Origin of the sequence: Bacillus stercoris (assembly GCF_029772985.1) — a bacterium.
In the GTDB taxonomy this organism is placed as follows: Bacteria; Bacillota; Bacilli; order Bacillales; family Bacillaceae; genus Bacillus; species Bacillus stercoris.
Genome location: NZ_CP121861.1, coordinates 56985 through 73033, shown reverse-complemented (window position 1 = coordinate 73033; position 16049 = coordinate 56985). Strand labels below are relative to the sequence as shown.

17 protein-coding genes and 2 tRNA genes are annotated in these 16049 nt (G+C 42.9%); all 19 read left to right on the top strand.

Features of this window, described 5'->3' with window-relative positions:
* The first annotated feature begins 34 nt into the window (after positions 1–34).
* The 19 genes from purR to QA442_RS00305 all read left to right on the top strand — a co-directional run bounded on the left by purR (position 35) and on the right by QA442_RS00305 (position 15937).
* Positions 35–892 carry a pur operon repressor gene (gene purR / locus QA442_RS00395; RefSeq protein ID WP_014662485.1) on the top strand — a complete coding sequence of 286 codons (858 nt, stop codon included), beginning with the start codon at positions 35–37 and terminating at the stop codon, positions 890–892.
* A complete protein-coding gene (gene ridA, locus QA442_RS00390; protein WP_003226738.1) occupies positions 889–1266 on the top strand; it encodes a 2-iminobutanoate/2-iminopropanoate deaminase in 378 nt (125 codons plus the stop codon). Before purR ends, ridA begins: the two co-directional genes overlap by 4 nt.
* Positions 1267–1460: 194 nt before the next feature.
* Complete coding sequence (gene spoVG / locus QA442_RS00385; RefSeq protein ID WP_003218346.1) at positions 1461–1754, top strand: septation regulator SpoVG; 294 nt, start codon at positions 1461–1463, stop codon at positions 1752–1754.
* Between the two features lie 192 nt (positions 1755–1946).
* The gene (glmU, locus tag QA442_RS00380; RefSeq protein ID WP_040081070.1) at positions 1947–3317 is read left to right on the top strand and encodes a bifunctional UDP-N-acetylglucosamine diphosphorylase/glucosamine-1-phosphate N-acetyltransferase GlmU; all 1371 of its coding nucleotides are present in this window, start codon (positions 1947–1949) and stop codon (positions 3315–3317) included.
* A gap of 22 nt (positions 3318–3339) precedes the next feature.
* On the top strand, positions 3340–4293 hold the full coding sequence (locus tag QA442_RS00375) for a ribose-phosphate diphosphokinase (RefSeq protein WP_003218353.1): 954 nt from the start codon (positions 3340–3342) through the stop codon (positions 4291–4293).
* Between the two features lie 84 nt (positions 4294–4377).
* Positions 4378–4995: a 50S ribosomal protein L25/general stress protein Ctc gene (locus tag QA442_RS00370; RefSeq protein ID WP_095432922.1), complete on the top strand. Its 618-nt coding sequence runs from the start codon at positions 4378–4380 to the stop codon at positions 4993–4995.
* Between the two features lie 106 nt (positions 4996–5101).
* Entirely contained in the window at positions 5102–5668 is a 567-nt protein-coding gene (gene pth / locus QA442_RS00365) for an aminoacyl-tRNA hydrolase (protein WP_040081067.1), read from the top strand.
* 59 nt (positions 5669–5727) lie between these two features.
* Positions 5728–5958: an anti-sigma-F factor Fin gene (fin, locus tag QA442_RS00360; RefSeq protein ID WP_003243417.1), complete on the top strand. Its 231-nt coding sequence runs from the start codon at positions 5728–5730 to the stop codon at positions 5956–5958.
* Positions 5959–6027: 69 nt separating this feature from the next.
* A complete protein-coding gene (gene mfd, locus QA442_RS00355) occupies positions 6028–9561 on the top strand; it encodes a transcription-repair coupling factor (RefSeq protein ID WP_069840434.1) in 3534 nt (1177 codons plus the stop codon).
* A 135-nt stretch (positions 9562–9696) separates the two neighbouring features.
* The gene (gene spoVT, locus QA442_RS00350; protein WP_014662490.1) at positions 9697–10233 is read left to right on the top strand and encodes a stage V sporulation protein T; all 537 of its coding nucleotides are present in this window, start codon (positions 9697–9699) and stop codon (positions 10231–10233) included.
* 182 nt (positions 10234–10415) lie between these two features.
* Complete coding sequence (locus QA442_RS00345; protein WP_069840433.1) at positions 10416–12014, top strand: putative polysaccharide biosynthesis protein; 1599 nt, start codon at positions 10416–10418, stop codon at positions 12012–12014.
* The gene (gene yabN, locus QA442_RS00340; protein WP_095432923.1) at positions 12004–13473 is read left to right on the top strand and encodes a bifunctional methyltransferase/pyrophosphohydrolase YabN; all 1470 of its coding nucleotides are present in this window, start codon (positions 12004–12006) and stop codon (positions 13471–13473) included. The genes QA442_RS00345 and yabN overlap by 11 nt, the downstream gene beginning before the upstream one ends.
* 2 nt (positions 13474–13475) lie before the next feature.
* On the top strand, positions 13476–13736 hold the full coding sequence (locus QA442_RS00335; RefSeq protein ID WP_003226716.1) for an RNA-binding S4 domain-containing protein: 261 nt from the start codon (positions 13476–13478) through the stop codon (positions 13734–13736).
* Between the two features lie 78 nt (positions 13737–13814).
* Positions 13815–14117, top strand: coding sequence for a sporulation protein YabP (gene yabP / locus QA442_RS00330; RefSeq protein ID WP_003226714.1), 303 nt, complete (start codon positions 13815–13817; stop codon positions 14115–14117).
* Positions 14114–14749 carry a spore cortex biosynthesis protein YabQ gene (gene yabQ, locus QA442_RS00325; RefSeq protein ID WP_014662494.1) on the top strand — a complete coding sequence of 212 codons (636 nt, stop codon included), beginning with the start codon at positions 14114–14116 and terminating at the stop codon, positions 14747–14749. Before yabP ends, yabQ begins: the two co-directional genes overlap by 4 nt.
* A gap of 17 nt (positions 14750–14766) precedes the next feature.
* Positions 14767–15144, top strand: coding sequence for a cell division protein DivIC (divIC, locus tag QA442_RS00320; RefSeq protein ID WP_040081060.1), 378 nt, complete (start codon positions 14767–14769; stop codon positions 15142–15144).
* Between the two features lie 80 nt (positions 15145–15224).
* On the top strand, positions 15225–15611 hold the full coding sequence (locus QA442_RS00315) for a S1 domain-containing RNA-binding protein (protein ID WP_003218379.1): 387 nt from the start codon (positions 15225–15227) through the stop codon (positions 15609–15611).
* A 168-nt stretch (positions 15612–15779) separates the two neighbouring features.
* Positions 15780–15856 (top strand) — tRNA-Met (locus tag QA442_RS00310).
* Between the two features lie 9 nt (positions 15857–15865).
* Positions 15866–15937, top strand: a tRNA-Glu gene (locus QA442_RS00305).
* The last annotated feature ends 112 nt before the right edge of the window (positions 15938–16049 follow it).

The window sequence follows — 16049 nt, the reverse complement described above, 5'->3', positions numbered from 1 at the left end:
GATCTTAAAATATTCGGATTTTGGGGGTAAGTTCATGAAGTTTCGTCGCAGCGGCAGATTGGTGGACTTAACAAATTACTTGTTAACCCATCCGCACGAGTTAATACCGCTAACCTTTTTCTCTGAGCGGTATGAATCTGCAAAATCATCGATCAGTGAAGATTTAACAATTATTAAACAAACCTTTGAACAGCAGGGGATCGGTACTTTGCTTACTGTTCCCGGTGCTGCCGGAGGCGTTAAATATATTCCGAAAATGAAGCAGGCTGAAGCTGAAGAGTTTGTGCAAACTCTTGGACAGTCGCTGGCAAATCCTGAACGTATCCTTCCGGGCGGTTATGTATATTTAACGGATATCTTAGGAAAGCCATCTGTACTCTCCAAGGTAGGGAAGCTGTTTGCTTCTGTGTTTGCAGAGCGCGATATTGATGTTGTCATGACCGTTGCCACGAAAGGCATCCCTCTTGCGTACGCAGCTGCGAGCTATTTGAATGTGCCTGTTGTGATCGTTCGTAAAGACAATAAGGTAACAGAAGGCTCCACAGTCAGCATTAATTACGTTTCAGGCTCCTCAAACCGCATTCAAACAATGTCACTTGCGAAAAGAAGCATGAAAACGGGTTCAAACGTACTCATTATTGATGACTTTATGAAAGCAGGCGGCACAATAAATGGTATGATTAACCTGTTGGATGAGTTTAACGCAAATGTGGCGGGAATCGGCGTCTTAGTAGAGGCCGAAGGAGTAGATGAACGTCTTGTTGATGAATATATGTCACTTCTTACTCTTTCAACCATCAACATGAAAGAGAAGTCCATTGAAATTCAGAATGGCAATTTTCTGCGTTTTTTTAAAGACAATCTTTTAAAGAATGGAGAGACAGAATCATGACAAAAGCAGTCCACACAAAACATGCCCCAGCGGCAATTGGGCCTTATTCACAAGGGATTATCGTCAACAATATGTTTTACAGCTCAGGTCAAATCCCTTTGACTCCTTCAGGCGAAATGGTGAACGGAGATATTAAGGAGCAGACTCATCAAGTATTCAGCAACTTAAAAGCGGTTCTGGAAGAAGCGGGTGCTTCTTTTGAAACAGTTGTAAAAGCAACTGTGTTTATCGCGGATATGGAACAGTTTGCGGAAGTAAACGAAGTGTACGGACAATATTTTGACACTCACAAACCGGCGAGATCTTGTGTGGAAGTCGCAAGACTCCCGAAGGATGCGCTAGTCGAAATTGAAGTTATTGCATTGGTAAAATAATAAGAAAAGTGATTCTGGGAGTGCCCGGGATCACTTTTTTATTTACCTTATGCCCGAAATAAAAGCGATATGACCTAATTGTGTAACTATATCCTATTTTTTCAAAAAATATTTTAAAAACGAGCAGGATTTCAGAGAAAATCGTGGAATTGATACACTAATGCTTTTATATAGGGAAAAGGTGGTGAACTACTGTGGAAGTTACTGACGTAAGATTACGCCGCGTGAATACCGATGGTCGCATGAGAGCGATTGCATCCATCACGCTGGATCACGAATTTGTTGTACATGATATTCGTGTGATTGATGGAAACAATGGTCTTTTCGTTGCGATGCCGAGTAAACGCACCCCTGATGGAGAGTTCCGCGATATTGCTCATCCTATTAATTCAAGCACGCGAGGAAAGATTCAAGATGCCGTGTTAAATGAGTATCATCGTCTGGGTGACACTGAAGCATTAGAATTCGAAGAAGCTGGAGCTTCTTAAAAAATAACCAAAAAGCAAGGACTGCTGAAAGGGCTGACATAAGCCTTTTGCCGGCGGTCCTTTTTTAATTCTGATTTTTCAAACGTATTTGCACTCAATAGAAAATTCTTGCACTTCATGAAGTCTCCTTGAAATCAGAAGATATTTAGGATATATTTTTCTATGGATAAAAGGGATATTGGAGGCCAATAAATGGATAAGCGGTTTGCAGTTGTTTTAGCGGCTGGACAAGGAACGAGAATGAAATCGAAGCTTTATAAAGTCCTTCATCCAGTTTGCGGTAAGCCTATGGTAGAGCACGTCGTGGACGAAGCCTTAAAATTATCTTTATCGAAGCTTGTCACGATTGTCGGACATGGTGCGGAAGAAGTGAAAAAGCAGCTTGGTGATAAAAGCGAGTACGCGCTTCAAGCAGAACAGCTTGGCACTGCTCATGCTGTAAAACAGGCACAGCCATTTCTTGCTGACGAAAAAGGCGTCACGATTGTCATTTGCGGAGATACGCCGCTTTTAACAGCAGAGACGATGGAAGAGATGCTGAAAGAACATACACAAAGAGAAGCGAAAGCTACGATTTTAACTGCGGTTGCAGAAGATCCAACCGGATATGGCCGCATTATTCGCAGCCAAAACGGAGCGGTTCAAAAAATCGTTGAGCATAAGGACGCCTCTGAAGAAGAACGTCTTGTAACTGAGATCAATACCGGTACGTATTGTTTTGACAATGAAGCGCTATTCCGGGCTATTGATCAGGTGTCTAATGATAATGCCCAAGGCGAGTATTATTTGCCGGATGTCATAGAGATTCTTAAAAATGAAGGCGAAACTGTTGCCGCTTACCAGACTGGTAATTTCCAAGAAACGCTCGGAGTTAATGATAGAGTTGCTCTTTCTCAAGCAGAACAATTTATGAAAGAGCGTATTAATAAACGGCATATGCAAAATGGCGTGACGTTGATTGACCCGATGAATACGTATATTTCTCCCGACGCTGTTATCGGAAGCGATACTGTGATTTATCCTGGAACTGTAATTAAAGGTGAGGTGCAAATCGGAGAAGATACGATAATTGGCCCTCATACGGAGATTATGAATAGTTCCATCGGCAGCCGTACGGTTATTAAACAATCGGTAGTCAATCACAGTAAAGTGGGGAATGATGTAAACATAGGACCTTTTGCTCACATCAGACCTGATTCTGTCATTGGGAATGAAGTGAAGATCGGAAACTTTGTAGAAATTAAAAAGACTCAATTCGGAGACCGAAGCAAGGCATCTCATCTAAGCTATGTCGGTGATGCTGAGGTAGGCACTGATGTAAACCTGGGCTGCGGTTCAATTACTGTCAATTATGATGGGAAGAATAAGTATTTGACAAAAATTGAAGATGGCGCGTTTATCGGCTGCAACTCCAACTTGGTTGCCCCTGTCACAGTCGGAGAAGGCGCTTATGTGGCGGCAGGTTCAACTGTTACGGAAGATGTACCTGGAAAAGCGCTTGCTATTGCCAGAGCGAGACAAGTAAATAAAGACGATTATGTGAAAAATATTCATAAAAAATAATCCTAAATTCGGAGGTTTATCCATGTCTAATCAATACGGAGATAAGAATTTAAAGATTTTTTCTTTGAATTCGAATCCAGAGCTTGCAAAAGAAATCGCAGATATAGTTGGAGTTCAATTAGGGAAATGTTCTGTCACAAGATTTAGTGACGGGGAAGTCCAAATTAATATCGAAGAAAGTATTCGCGGATGTGATTGTTACATCATCCAGTCTACAAGTGACCCCGTTAACGAGCATATTATGGAACTGCTGATTATGGTAGATGCGTTAAAACGCGCTTCTGCAAAAACGATTAACATTGTTATTCCTTATTACGGTTATGCACGTCAAGACAGAAAAGCAAGATCCCGTGAGCCAATCACAGCTAAACTTTTCGCTAACCTGCTTGAAACAGCTGGTGCGACTCGTGTGATTGCACTCGACCTGCATGCGCCGCAAATTCAAGGATTCTTTGATATACCGATTGACCACTTAATGGGTGTTCCGATTTTAGGAGAATATTTTGAAGGCAAAAACCTTGAAGATATCGTCATTGTTTCACCAGACCACGGCGGTGTGACACGTGCCCGCAAACTGGCTGACCGACTAAAAGCGCCGATTGCGATTATCGATAAACGCCGTCCGCGTCCAAACGTGGCGGAAGTTATGAATATTGTAGGTAATATCGAAGGGAAGACTGCTATCCTCATCGATGACATTATTGATACTGCAGGTACGATTACACTTGCTGCTAATGCGCTCGTAGAAAACGGAGCGAAAGAAGTATATGCATGCTGTACACACCCTGTACTATCAGGCCCTGCGGTTGAACGAATTAATAATTCAACAATTAAAGAGCTCGTTGTGACAAACAGCATCAAGCTTCCTGAAGAAAAGAAAATTGAACGCTTTAAGCAGCTTTCAGTCGGACCGCTTCTGGCTGAGGCGATTATTCGCGTTCATGAGCAGCAATCAGTCAGCTATCTGTTCAGCTAAACCGTTTTTTGAGGTTTAAATCCTAATCGTTATGGGTATTGTTTGTAATAGGACAATTAAAACGATAATAGGATGGTGCTGAATATGGCAACTTTAACGGCAAAAGAAAGAACGGACTTTACTCGTTCATCTCTTCGGAATATCCGTACTTCAGGACATGTTCCAGGTATCATATATGGGAAGGATACTGGCAACAAACCAGTGTCATTAGACAGTGTGGAGCTGATCAAAACGCTGAGGGACGAAGGCAAAAATGCCGTCATTACGCTTGAGGTCAGCGGAGAGAAACACTCTGTCATGGTGACAGACCTGCAAACGGACCCGCTGAAAAATGAAATCACTCATGCTGATTTTCAAGTAGTCAATATGAGTGAGGACATTGAAGTGGAAGTTCCGATTCATCTGACCGGAGAAGCCATTGGTGTGAAAAACGGAGGCGTATTGCAGCAGCCGCTATATGCACTTACTGTAAAGGCTAAGCCAAAAGCCGTTCCGCAAACGATTGAGGCTGATATTTCTAATCTCGATGTAAATGAAGTACTGACGATCGCGGATTTGCCTGCTGGCGGTGACTACTCCTTTCATCATGAATCAGATGAGGTCGTGGCTTCTATCCTTCCTCCTCAGCAGCAGGAAGCAGCTGAGATCGATGAAGAGGAATCTGCTGATGCTCAGCCTGAAGGTGAAAACAAAGAACAATAATAGCTTAAGGCGTAACCCTCCCGCGGTTACGTCTTTTGTGCTAGAATGAGAAGAATTATAGCCCGTTTATGAAGACGGGAGTTTTGTGACTAAGGGAGGATTCGCCATGCTTGTGATTGCCGGTCTCGGAAACCCGGGGAAGAACTATGAAAATACACGGCATAATGTCGGATTTATGGTGATAGATCAGCTTGCAAAGGAATGGAATATAGAGCTGAATCAAAATAAATTTAACGGATTATACGGAACCGGATTTGTTTCCGGCAAAAAGGTTCTACTTGTTAAACCGCTTACATATATGAATTTATCAGGAGAATGTTTGCGGCCTTTAATGGATTACTATGATGTGGATAACGAAGATTTGACAGTCATTTACGACGATCTTGACCTTCCGACTGGCAAGATTCGGTTAAGAACGAAAGGAAGCGCCGGAGGGCACAACGGCATCAAATCACTGATCCAGCATCTTGGAACATCCGAGTTTGACCGTATCCGCATCGGAATCGGCCGGCCTGTAAACGGCATGAAGGTCGTTGATTATGTGTTAGGCTCCTTTACAAAGGAGGAGGCACCTGAGATCGGGGAAGCGGTTGATAAATCTGTGAAGGCTTGTGAGGCTTCTCTGAGTAAACCGTTTTTAGAAGTCATGAACGAATTTAACGCAAAGGTATAAAATGAAACAACAAAGTCCATACTACACCAAAATGACTTTTTCATCAGGAGGTCCCTTGTATGGCTTTGCATTATTATTGTCGTCATTGCGGAGTGAAAGTAGGCAGTCTCGAATCTTCAATGGTATCGACAGACTCACTTGGATTTCAGCACTTAACAAATGAGGAAAGAAACGATATGATTTCTTATAAAGAAAATGGAGATGTCCATGTTTTGACGATATGTGAAGACTGCCAAGAGGCGCTTGACCGAAATCCGCATTACCACGAATATCACACATTTATTCAATAAAAAGCTTTGGTGTAGACACTAGACCAAAGCGTTTTTCTGTTCTCACAGGAAACAGAGAGGAGGGGCCATATGGACAACATTCAAACCTTTATAAAAGAAAGCGATGACTTTAAATCCATCATCAACGGTTTACACGAGGGCCTGAAGGAACAACTGCTCGCGGGTCTGTCGGGTTCCGCGCGTTCTGTCTTTACTTCTGCCCTGGCTAATGAAACGAATAAGCCTATCTTTCTCATCACCCATAACTTATATCAAGCCCAGAAAGTAACAGATGATCTGACTTCACTTCTAGAGGATCGGTCTGTCCTTTTGTACCCCGTCAATGAACTTATTTCATCAGAAATCGCAGTGGCAAGCCCTGAATTGCGGGCGCAGCGATTAGATGTCATTAATAGATTAACGAATGGAGAAGCGCCGATTGTCGTTGCTCCTGTAGCTGCCATCAGAAGAATGCTGCCGCCTGTAGAGGTGTGGAAAAGCAGCCAGATGCTCATTCAAGTAGGGCATGATATCGAACCTGACCAGCTAGCGTCACGGCTGGTGGAGATCGGGTATGAACGGTCTGATATGGTATCTGCGCCCGGAGAATTCAGTATTCGCGGAGGAATCATTGATATTTATCCGCTTACTTCAGAAAATCCGGTGAGAATTGAACTTTTTGACACTGAAGTCGATTCAATCCGCAGCTTTAATTCAGATGATCAGCGGTCAATTGAGACCCTTACTTCGATCAATATCGGTCCCGCGAAGGAATTAATTATCAGACCGGAAGAAAAAGCACGGGCGATGGAGAAAATCGATAGCGGTCTTGCTGCGAGCTTGAAAAAATTAAAGGCTGACAAGCAAAAAGAAATACTTCATGCGAATATTTCTCACGATAAAGAACGCTTGTCTGAAGGCCAGACAGATCAGGAGCTCGTGAAGTATCTCTCATATTTCTATGAAAAGCCTGCTAGTTTACTAGATTATACACCTGAAAATACACTTCTGATTTTGGACGAAGTCAGCCGGATTCATGAGATGGAAGAACAGCTTCAAAAAGAAGAAGCGGAGTTTATAACAAATCTTCTTGAGGAAGGCAAGATTTTGCATGACATTCGTTTGTCATTCAGCTTCCAAAAAATAGTGGCTGAGCAAAAACGGCCTCTGCTGTACTATTCTTTATTTTTGCGGCATGTACAGCATACAAGTCCGCAAAATATCGTCAATGTGTCAGGCCGGCAAATGCAGAGTTTCCATGGGCAAATGAACGTGCTCGCGGGTGAAATGGAGCGTTTTAAAAAATCAAATTTCACTGTTGTGTTCTTAGGAGCAAACAAGGAACGCACACAGAAATTGTCATCTGTTTTGGCTGATTATGATATCGAAGCCGCCGTGACAGACAGCAAAAAAGCGCTTGTTCAGGGACAGGTCTATATCATGGAAGGCGAGCTCCAATCGGGATTTGAGCTGCCATTAATGAAGCTTGCCGTTATTACGGAAGAAGAACTGTTCAAAAACCGTGTGAAAAAGAAGCCGCGAAAACAAAAGCTTACCAATGCAGAGCGCATCAAGAGCTATTCTGAGCTTCAAATTGGTGATTATGTCGTTCATATTAATCACGGGATCGGAAAATACCTGGGAATTGAAACCCTTGAAATCAACGGAATTCATAAAGACTATTTAAATATTCATTATCAGGGAAGTGACAAACTTTACGTCCCTGTAGAACAAATTGATCAGGTGCAAAAATATGTCGGCTCCGAAGGAAAAGAGCCAAAGCTGTATAAATTAGGCGGAAGCGAATGGAAACGGGTTAAGAAAAAAGTAGAGACATCCGTTCAGGATATTGCTGATGACTTAATTAAGCTCTATGCCGAAAGAGAAGCGAGCAAGGGATACGCGTTTTCTCCTGACCATGAGATGCAGCGTGAATTCGAATCAGCTTTCCCTTATCAAGAAACTGAGGATCAGCTCCGTTCGATTCACGAAATCAAAAAAGACATGGAAAGAGAACGTCCGATGGACCGCTTGCTGTGCGGAGATGTGGGCTACGGTAAAACAGAGGTTGCCATACGTGCCGCGTTTAAGGCGATTGGCGACGGAAAGCAGGTAGCTCTGCTCGTCCCGACAACCATTTTGGCACAGCAGCACTATGAAACCATTAAAGAGCGCTTCCAGGACTATCCGATTAATATCGGCCTTCTCAGCAGGTTCAGAACAAGAAAAGAAGCAAACGAAACAATCAAAGGATTGAAAAACGGGACGGTTGATATCGTCATCGGGACGCATCGGCTGCTATCAAAAGATGTCGTGTATAAAGACTTAGGGCTCCTCATCATTGATGAAGAGCAGCGTTTCGGTGTAACCCATAAAGAAAAGATCAAGCAAATTAAAGCCAATGTTGATGTTTTAACGCTAACAGCAACGCCGATTCCGCGTACGCTGCATATGTCTATGCTTGGCGTAAGGGATCTTTCAGTCATCGAAACTCCGCCGGAAAACCGCTTCCCCGTACAGACGTATGTTGTGGAATACAATGGCGCTCTTGTCAGAGAGGCAATTGAACGTGAGCTTGCACGCGGGGGCCAGGTCTATTTCTTGTACAACCGGGTAGAGGACATCGAGCGGAAAGCGGATGAGATCTCAATGCTTGTCCCTGACGCAAAGGTGACGTACGCCCACGGAAAAATGACAGAAAATGAATTAGAAACCGTTATGCTGAGTTTCCTTGAAGGAGAATCAGACGTTCTCGTCAGTACAACCATTATTGAAACAGGTGTGGACATCCCGAACGTCAATACGCTGATCGTATTTGACGCCGACAAGATGGGTCTTTCTCAGCTTTACCAGCTGCGGGGGCGTGTCGGCCGTTCTAACCGTGTTGCATATGCGTACTTCACGTACCGTCGGGATAAAGTGCTGACAGAAGTAGCTGAAAAAAGGCTGCAGGCCATTAAAGAATTCACTGAGCTAGGTTCCGGTTTTAAAATCGCAATGCGTGACTTAACCATTCGCGGAGCCGGGAATCTTCTTGGCGCCCAGCAGCATGGCTTCATCGATTCGGTCGGATTTGACCTCTATTCCCAAATGCTGAAAGAGGCCATTGAAGAACGTAAAGGAGACACAGCGAAGACGGAGCAGTTTGAAACAGAAATTGATGTCGAGCTTGATGCGTATATTCCAGAAACATATATTCAAGACGGCAAACAGAAAATTGATATGTATAAACGCTTTAGATCTGTGGCGACAATCGAAGAGAAGAACGAGCTTCAGGATGAAATGATCGACCGCTTTGGAAACTATCCAAAAGAAGTCGAATACTTGTTTACTGTTGCAGAAATGAAGGTTTATGCGAGACAGGAACGTGTCGAGCTGATTAAGCAGGATAAAGACGCTGTCAGATTGACGATCTCTGAAGAAGCAAGTGCTGAAATTGACGGACAGAAGCTGTTTGAGCTTGGCAATCAATATGGCAGACAAATCGGACTGGGAATGGAAGGGAAAAAACTCAAAATCTCCATACAGACGAAAGGCCGTAGTGCCGATGAGTGGCTCGACACCGTGCTAGGCATGCTGAAGGGCTTAAAAAATGTGAAAAAGCAAACCATTTCATCAACGTAAATTTTGTTACTCTCTGGTGTATATTACATTTGATGTGACGGATACTAATTTCAAGCGAGGCGGAAGGTACATAAAGTAACTGCTTTAGGTCTTTCCCACATATATATACCATCAAATGAAAGAGAGGCACCAGAGATGAAAGCAACCGGTATCGTACGTCGTATTGATGACTTAGGTCGGGTCGTGATTCCTAAAGAAATTCGAAGAACTCTGAGAATCAGGGAAGGCGATCCGCTTGAGATTTTTGTGGATCGTGACGGAGAAGTGATTTTGAAAAAGTACTCTCCGATCAGTGAGCTTGGAGACTTTGCAAAAGAGTATGCAGACGCGCTTTACGACAGTCTCGGCCATTCAGTGCTGATTTGTGATCGTGATGTATATATTGCTGTGTCTGGCAGCTCCAAAAAAGATTACTTAAACAAGTCAATCAGCGAAATGCTGGAAAGAATAATGGATCAGCGCAGCTCTGTGCTTGAGAGTGATGCGAAATCAGTACAGCTTGTGAATGGCATAGATGAGGACATGAATTCTTATACTGTCGGCCCAATAGTGGCGAATGGCGATCCGATAGGTGCTGTGGTGATTTTTTCAAAAGATCAATCAATGGGCGAAGTAGAGCATAAAGCCGTTGAAACAGCAGCTGGATTTTTGGCTCGTCAAATGGAACAGTAGGTCTTATTCCTTTTATCGAAAATAGGTATGAAAAGAACAGCTCTCCTTTGGGACGCTGTTCTTTTTCATGCGTGCCGAAATAGGATTCCAAGGGTTGGGATATGGTATAATAACCTCGTTTTTATTTGTGCTGCGGTAATACGTGAACCGTATTGCCCTTGACGTTGGGAAGGAGCTTTTGGATGGACGATTCAATAGGCGTTAAACGGCATTGGGTTTGGCAGGGGGCGTTTGTTTTAATTCTGGCAGGCGTCATCACAAAAATTTTAAGCGCCGTTTACAGAGTCCCATTTCAAAACATTGTCGGCGATGTTGGATTCTATATATATCAGCAGGTATATCCCTTTCTTGGTATTGCGGTTATGCTATCAACATCAGGATTTCCGGTCATTATTTCGAAACTGATGAATGATTATAGCGAAAAAAATCATCACACTATATTAAAAATATCAGCGTGGTTTTTGTCTTTAATCGGTATGTTATTATTTCTTTGTTTATATTTGGGTGCTGTTCCCATCGCGCTCTTTATGGGGGATTCGCATCTCGCTGAGTTAATTCAAGTGACCGCGTATGCATTTCTGTTGTTCCCATTTGTCGCGTTGCTTAGAGGCGGTTTTCAAGGGCGGCACGAAATGCTCCCTTCGGCCCTATCACAGATGACAGAGCAGTTTCTGCGAGTTGCGGTGCTCTTAGGATTATCATTTTGGCTCGTCAAAAAAGGAGCCTCACTTTATACTGCGGGAGCGGCAGCAGCTTCCGGATCTCTTGCCGGAAGTTTCGTTGCATTGATAATACTCGGATTTTTTTGGTTCAAAATGAAAAGAGACAAGCAAACGGGTAGACAAAATGAAAGTGACATCACAACAAAAGAATTGACGAAAAAACTGCTGTTATATTCGGTTACAATTTGTGTAAGCAGTTTGCTGCTTTTGTTTATCCAGCTTGTTGATGCCTTGAATTTATATGCTTTGCTATCAGGTGGTGAGGCAAGCGAAGAAGCGAAACGCCTAAAGGGAATTTATGATCGGGGACAGCCCTTGCTGCAGCTCGGCTCAGTGTTTGCCATAAGCATTGCGACGTCACTCGTTCCGTATATTTCTATGGCTGTAAAAAACAAAGAGCTGAAGATCATGAAAGAAAAAATCACGTCATCTTTGAAACTGTGCCTTGTGCTCGGTACAGGCGCATCGGCTGGGTTAATTTGCATTCTTAAGCCGGTGAATATCATGCTGTTTCAAAATGGAGAAGGGACAGGTGCGTTACAAATATTTAGCAGCTCTATTTTGTTTGCATCTATGGCGGTAACGGCAGCAGCAGTCTTACAGGGCGCGGGGTACACAGTTTTTCCTGCGATAGCGGTAGGCATGGGTGTTGCAGTGAAATGGGTGTTAAACACCCTTTTGGTTCCGCGCTATGGGATTGAAGGTGCATCGCTTGCGACAGCGGCTTCCTTTGCGGCTGTCGCCGGCCTTAACTTGTATCAGCTTCGGCAAAAGGAATGGCTCGATAAGCTTAGAGGTGTTTTGATTCCGATTATTGGATCTGCTCTTTTGATGTCAGCTGTTTTGCTTGCGTATACGCGTCTCTGGACTTTCTTGCTTCCTGCAACAGGAAGAGGATCGGCTGTGATAGAGAGTCTTTCTGCTGTTGCTATTGGTGGCGCGGTGTTTATTTATTGTATGATGAGATTGGGAATATTTACAGATGAAGAGCTGAACAGTGTGCCATTCGGCAGCAAGTTAAGCAAATTCGTGAGAAGGAGAGAACAAAATGGCGGGTAAAATTACTGTCGTCGGACTTGGTGCCGGAGACATGGACCAATTGACAATTGGTATACACAAGCTGCTGACGAAGGCAGATACGCTGTATGTCAGAACCAAGGATCATCCTTTAATTGAGGAGCTTGAAAAAGAAACGAAGAACATCCGTTACTTTGACGATATATATGAGAAGCATGATCAGTTTGAGGCGGTATATGAAGAAATTGCTGACATCCTCTTTAAAGCGGCGCAGCGTGAGGACGTGGTTTATGCTGTACCGGGACACCCGTTTGTCGCAGAAAAAACAGTTCAGCTGCTGACGGAGCGGCAGGAAAAGGAAAATGTTCAAGTGAAAGTCGCAGGGGGACAAAGTTTCCTTGATGCCACATTCAATGCCTTGCAAATCGACCCGATTGAAGGTTTTCAATTTGTGGATGCCGGCACATTATCCGCGGATGAGCTAGAGCTCAGCCATCATTTGATTATATGTCAGGTTTACGACCAAATGACGGCCTCAGAAGTGAAGCTGACATTAATGGAGAAGCTGCCTGATGATTATGAGGTCGTGATCGTGACTGCAGCAGGCAGCCGTGACGAAGATATCAGGACAGTGCCATTATTTGAGCTGGACCGCAATGTCGCCTTGAATAACTTAACAAGTGTGTATATTCCGCCGATTAAAGAAGAGAAGCTGCTTTATCACGAATTCTCCACGTTCCGAAGCATCATCAGAGAGCTTCGCGGACCTAATGGATGTCCGTGGGATAAAAAGCAGACGCATCAGTCATTAAAGCAGTACATGATTGAAGAATGTTATGAGCTTCTCGAAGCAATTGACGAAGAAGACACAGACCATATGATCGAAGAGCTTGGCGACGTTTTGCTTCAGGTCTTGCTTCACGCGCAAATTGGTGAAGATGAAGGTTATTTCACAATTGATGATGTCATAAAAGGAATCAGTGAAAAAATGGTCCGAAGACATCCCCATGTGTTTAAAGATGTTAAGGTTCAGGATGAGAACGATGTATTGGCAAATTGGGAAGATATAAAAAAGGCCGAAAAAAACACATCTGAATCATCGTTATTAGACAGCGTACCGAAGACTCTTCCAGCTCTTTCGAAAGCAGCTAAATTGCAGAAAAAAGCAGCGAAGGTCGGTTTTGACTGGGAAGACGTCAGTGATATTTGGGAAAAGGTAAGTGAGGAAATGAAGGAATTTTATTCTGAGGTTTCTGAAGCTCCTCATGAACATAATCTTAAAGCCGAGTTTGGCGACATTTTGTTCGCGCTGGTGAATGTAGCCCGCTTCTACAAAATAGAGCCAGAGGAAGCGCTGACTATGACTAATGACAAATTCCGGAGACGGTTCTCATACATTGAAGAAACAGCGAAGGAAAAGGGAATCGAGCTGGCTGATATGTCTTTTGAGGACATGGACAAACTGTGGAACGAAGCAAAAGAAACTGAGAGGAGATCATAGATATGAGATTAGATAAATTTTTAAAAGTATCACGGCTGATCAAACGACGTACACTAGCGAAGGAAGTAGCTGACCAAGGACGAATCTCTATAAACGGAAACCAGGCGAAAGCAAGCTCTGACGTAAAACCGGGAGATGAACTAACGGTCCGCTTCGGCCAAAAGCTTGTAACGGTTCAAGTTAATGAATTGAAAGACACAACGAAAAAAGAAGAAGCTGCAAACATGTATACGATTCTAAAAGAAGAAAAACTCGGCGAATAGGCTTGTTCTAAAAAAATCCCCCTCCTCATACAATGCAGTAATAGTGCTAAAAGTATCGAGGATATGGGGGCTGAATAGATGAATTCATATTATGATCAAAAAGGTTCTTCGTCTGTTCCGGAACAGCATGATGTGACAATGAAAGGCCGGAAGCATTTAGATATTTCTGGGGTTAAGCATGTGGAGAGCTTCGATAATGAAGAATTCCTGCTAGAAACGGTGATGGGAATGCTCTCCGTCAGAGGCCAAAACCTGCAGATGAAAAATCTAGATGTGGAAAAAGGGATTGTTTCTATTAAAGGCAGGGTATTTGATTTAGTGTACTTAGACGAACAACAAGGGGATAAAGCTAAAGGATTTTTTAGCAAGTTGTTTAAATGACGCTGACGACACAATTCTATACAATGCTGGCGATGTCCGGTATGGGTCTCTGGCTTGGTGCTTCGCTTGATACATACCGGCTCTTTGTCATTCGTGCTAAAACAGCCAGATGGCTATTATTTATTCATGATATTCTTTTCTGGATTGTGCAAGGGCTGCTTTTCTTTTATGTCTTGCTTCATGTAAATGAGGGAGAATTCAGGATTTACATCTTTTTAGCGGTTCTGCTGGGCATTGCGACGTATCAGAGCCTTTGCAAACGAATCTATATAAAAATACTGAAATTCGTCATTTACCTTGTTGTTTCTGTTTATCAATTCTTCAAAAAACTCATTCAGCACGTGTTATTTCGTCCTATTGTGTGGACATGCGGAGCGATCATCTGGATGGCGGCATTTTTATTCAAGAAAACATACCGCCTGATCGGTTTTCTCCTGCTGTGTCTTTATAAAATAGTCATGGTTCTGTGTTTTCCGATCCGTTTTATCGTGAAACAATGTTTGAAACTTCTTCCTGTGAGAATGCGTCTAACTTTTAGACGTTTATTTGAAAAAGGTGCAGGATTTCTCAAAAAGAAGAAGAAACTATTGATAACCATAAGAACGACCATCACAAGTTTTTTGAAGAGATGAAAGGAGGACCGTCTGGTTTGAATTTTTCCAGGGAACGAACGATAACTGAAATACAAAACGACTATAAAGAACAAGTGGAACGGCAGAATCAGCTGAAGAAAAGAAGACGCAAAGGGCTGTACAGACGGTTGACTGTATTCGGCGCCCTAGTATTCCTGACGGCAATTGTGCTGGCAAGCTCTGTATGGTCCCAAACATCTTCCCTTAGCGCAAAAGAAGAAAAGAAAGAACAGCTTGAAAAAGAACTGAAAAATTTAAAGACAAAACAAGCGGATTTAAAAGAAGAAATATCCAAATTGAAGGATGAGGATTACGTCACAGAGCTTGCCAGAAGGGACTTATTCATGTCTGGAGACGGAGAAATTATCTTCAATGTGGAGAAGAAGAGCAAGTAGCCTTGTTGACACTTAAATTTTTATTTAGGTATAATTAAGCAAACGATCTTTTTATAAGCCTAAGGAGGAGCACTTTTTTTATGTCGATTGAAGTTGGCAGCAAGTTGCAAGGGAAAATTACAGGTATTACAAATTTTGGAGCATTTGTTGAATTGCCTGGAGGCTCAACCGGTCTCGTTCACATTAGTGAGGTAGCTGATAATTATGTCAAAGACATTAACGACCACTTAAAAGTCGGCGACCAAGTTGAAGTGAAAGTCATCAACGTTGAAAAAGACGGGAAAATTGGTTTATCTATTAAAAAAGCTAAAGACCGTCCGCAAGCCAGACCTAGAAATGATTTCCGTCCGAAAGAATCTTTTGAACAGAAAATGAATAAGTTTTTAAAAGACAGCGAAGATCGCTTGTCATCTTTAAAACGCAATACGGAATCAAAACGTGGAGGGCGCGGAGCAAGAAGAGGATAACTTGCTGCTTTCTATAAAATAAATGAAGCATCCGTTCATCCCGACGGATGCTTTTTTATTATCCTCACCCTTTCCAAGAGTCAGAAAATTACAACATTAAAGTTTCTGTTGACGAAAGAGACAAACCTTTGTATTATATAACTTGTGCTTAGAAGCACAAAACAATATGGCGGTGTAGCTCAGCTGGCTAGAGCGTACGGTTCATACCCGTGAGGTCGGGGGTTCGATCCCCTCCGCCGCTACCATATTTGTTTGGCCCGTTGGTCAAGCGGTTAAGACACCGCCCTTTCACGGCGGTAACACGGGTTCGAATCCCGTACGGGTCATCCTAAAAAATCGGTTTCTCTTGCAGAAACCGATTTTTTTCATTTTTAGACAACATTCCAGAAATTCTTTTGATAAATGAATATCAAGGCAGAAACCGTCGAAGATTTCTTC

What these genes read in the sequence shown, in the direction of transcription:
- purR (WP_014662485.1), top strand. Translation starts at nt 35, where the DNA reads ATGAAGTTTCGTCGCAGCGGCAGATTGGTGGACTTAACAAATTACTTG.
- ridA (WP_003226738.1), top strand. Translation starts at nt 889, where the DNA reads ATGACAAAAGCAGTCCACACAAAACATGCCCCAGCGGCAATTGGGCCT.
- glmU (WP_040081070.1), top strand. Translation starts at nt 1,947, where the DNA reads ATGGATAAGCGGTTTGCAGTTGTTTTAGCGGCTGGACAAGGAACGAGA.
- QA442_RS00375 (WP_003218353.1), top strand. Translation starts at nt 3,340, where the DNA reads ATGTCTAATCAATACGGAGATAAGAATTTAAAGATTTTTTCTTTGAAT.
- QA442_RS00370 (WP_095432922.1), top strand. Translation starts at nt 4,378, where the DNA reads ATGGCAACTTTAACGGCAAAAGAAAGAACGGACTTTACTCGTTCATCT.
- pth (WP_040081067.1), top strand. Translation starts at nt 5,102, where the DNA reads ATGCTTGTGATTGCCGGTCTCGGAAACCCGGGGAAGAACTATGAAAAT.
- fin (WP_003243417.1), top strand. Translation starts at nt 5,728, where the DNA reads ATGGCTTTGCATTATTATTGTCGTCATTGCGGAGTGAAAGTAGGCAGT.
- mfd (WP_069840434.1), top strand. Translation starts at nt 6,028, where the DNA reads ATGGACAACATTCAAACCTTTATAAAAGAAAGCGATGACTTTAAATCC.
- spoVT (WP_014662490.1), top strand. Translation starts at nt 9,697, where the DNA reads ATGAAAGCAACCGGTATCGTACGTCGTATTGATGACTTAGGTCGGGTC.
- QA442_RS00345 (WP_069840433.1), top strand. Translation starts at nt 10,416, where the DNA reads ATGGACGATTCAATAGGCGTTAAACGGCATTGGGTTTGGCAGGGGGCG.
- yabN (WP_095432923.1), top strand. Translation starts at nt 12,004, where the DNA reads ATGGCGGGTAAAATTACTGTCGTCGGACTTGGTGCCGGAGACATGGAC.
- QA442_RS00335 (WP_003226716.1), top strand. Translation starts at nt 13,476, where the DNA reads ATGAGATTAGATAAATTTTTAAAAGTATCACGGCTGATCAAACGACGT.
- yabP (WP_003226714.1), top strand. Translation starts at nt 13,815, where the DNA reads ATGAATTCATATTATGATCAAAAAGGTTCTTCGTCTGTTCCGGAACAG.
- yabQ (WP_014662494.1), top strand. Translation starts at nt 14,114, where the DNA reads ATGACGCTGACGACACAATTCTATACAATGCTGGCGATGTCCGGTATG.
- QA442_RS00315 (WP_003218379.1), top strand. Translation starts at nt 15,225, where the DNA reads ATGTCGATTGAAGTTGGCAGCAAGTTGCAAGGGAAAATTACAGGTATT.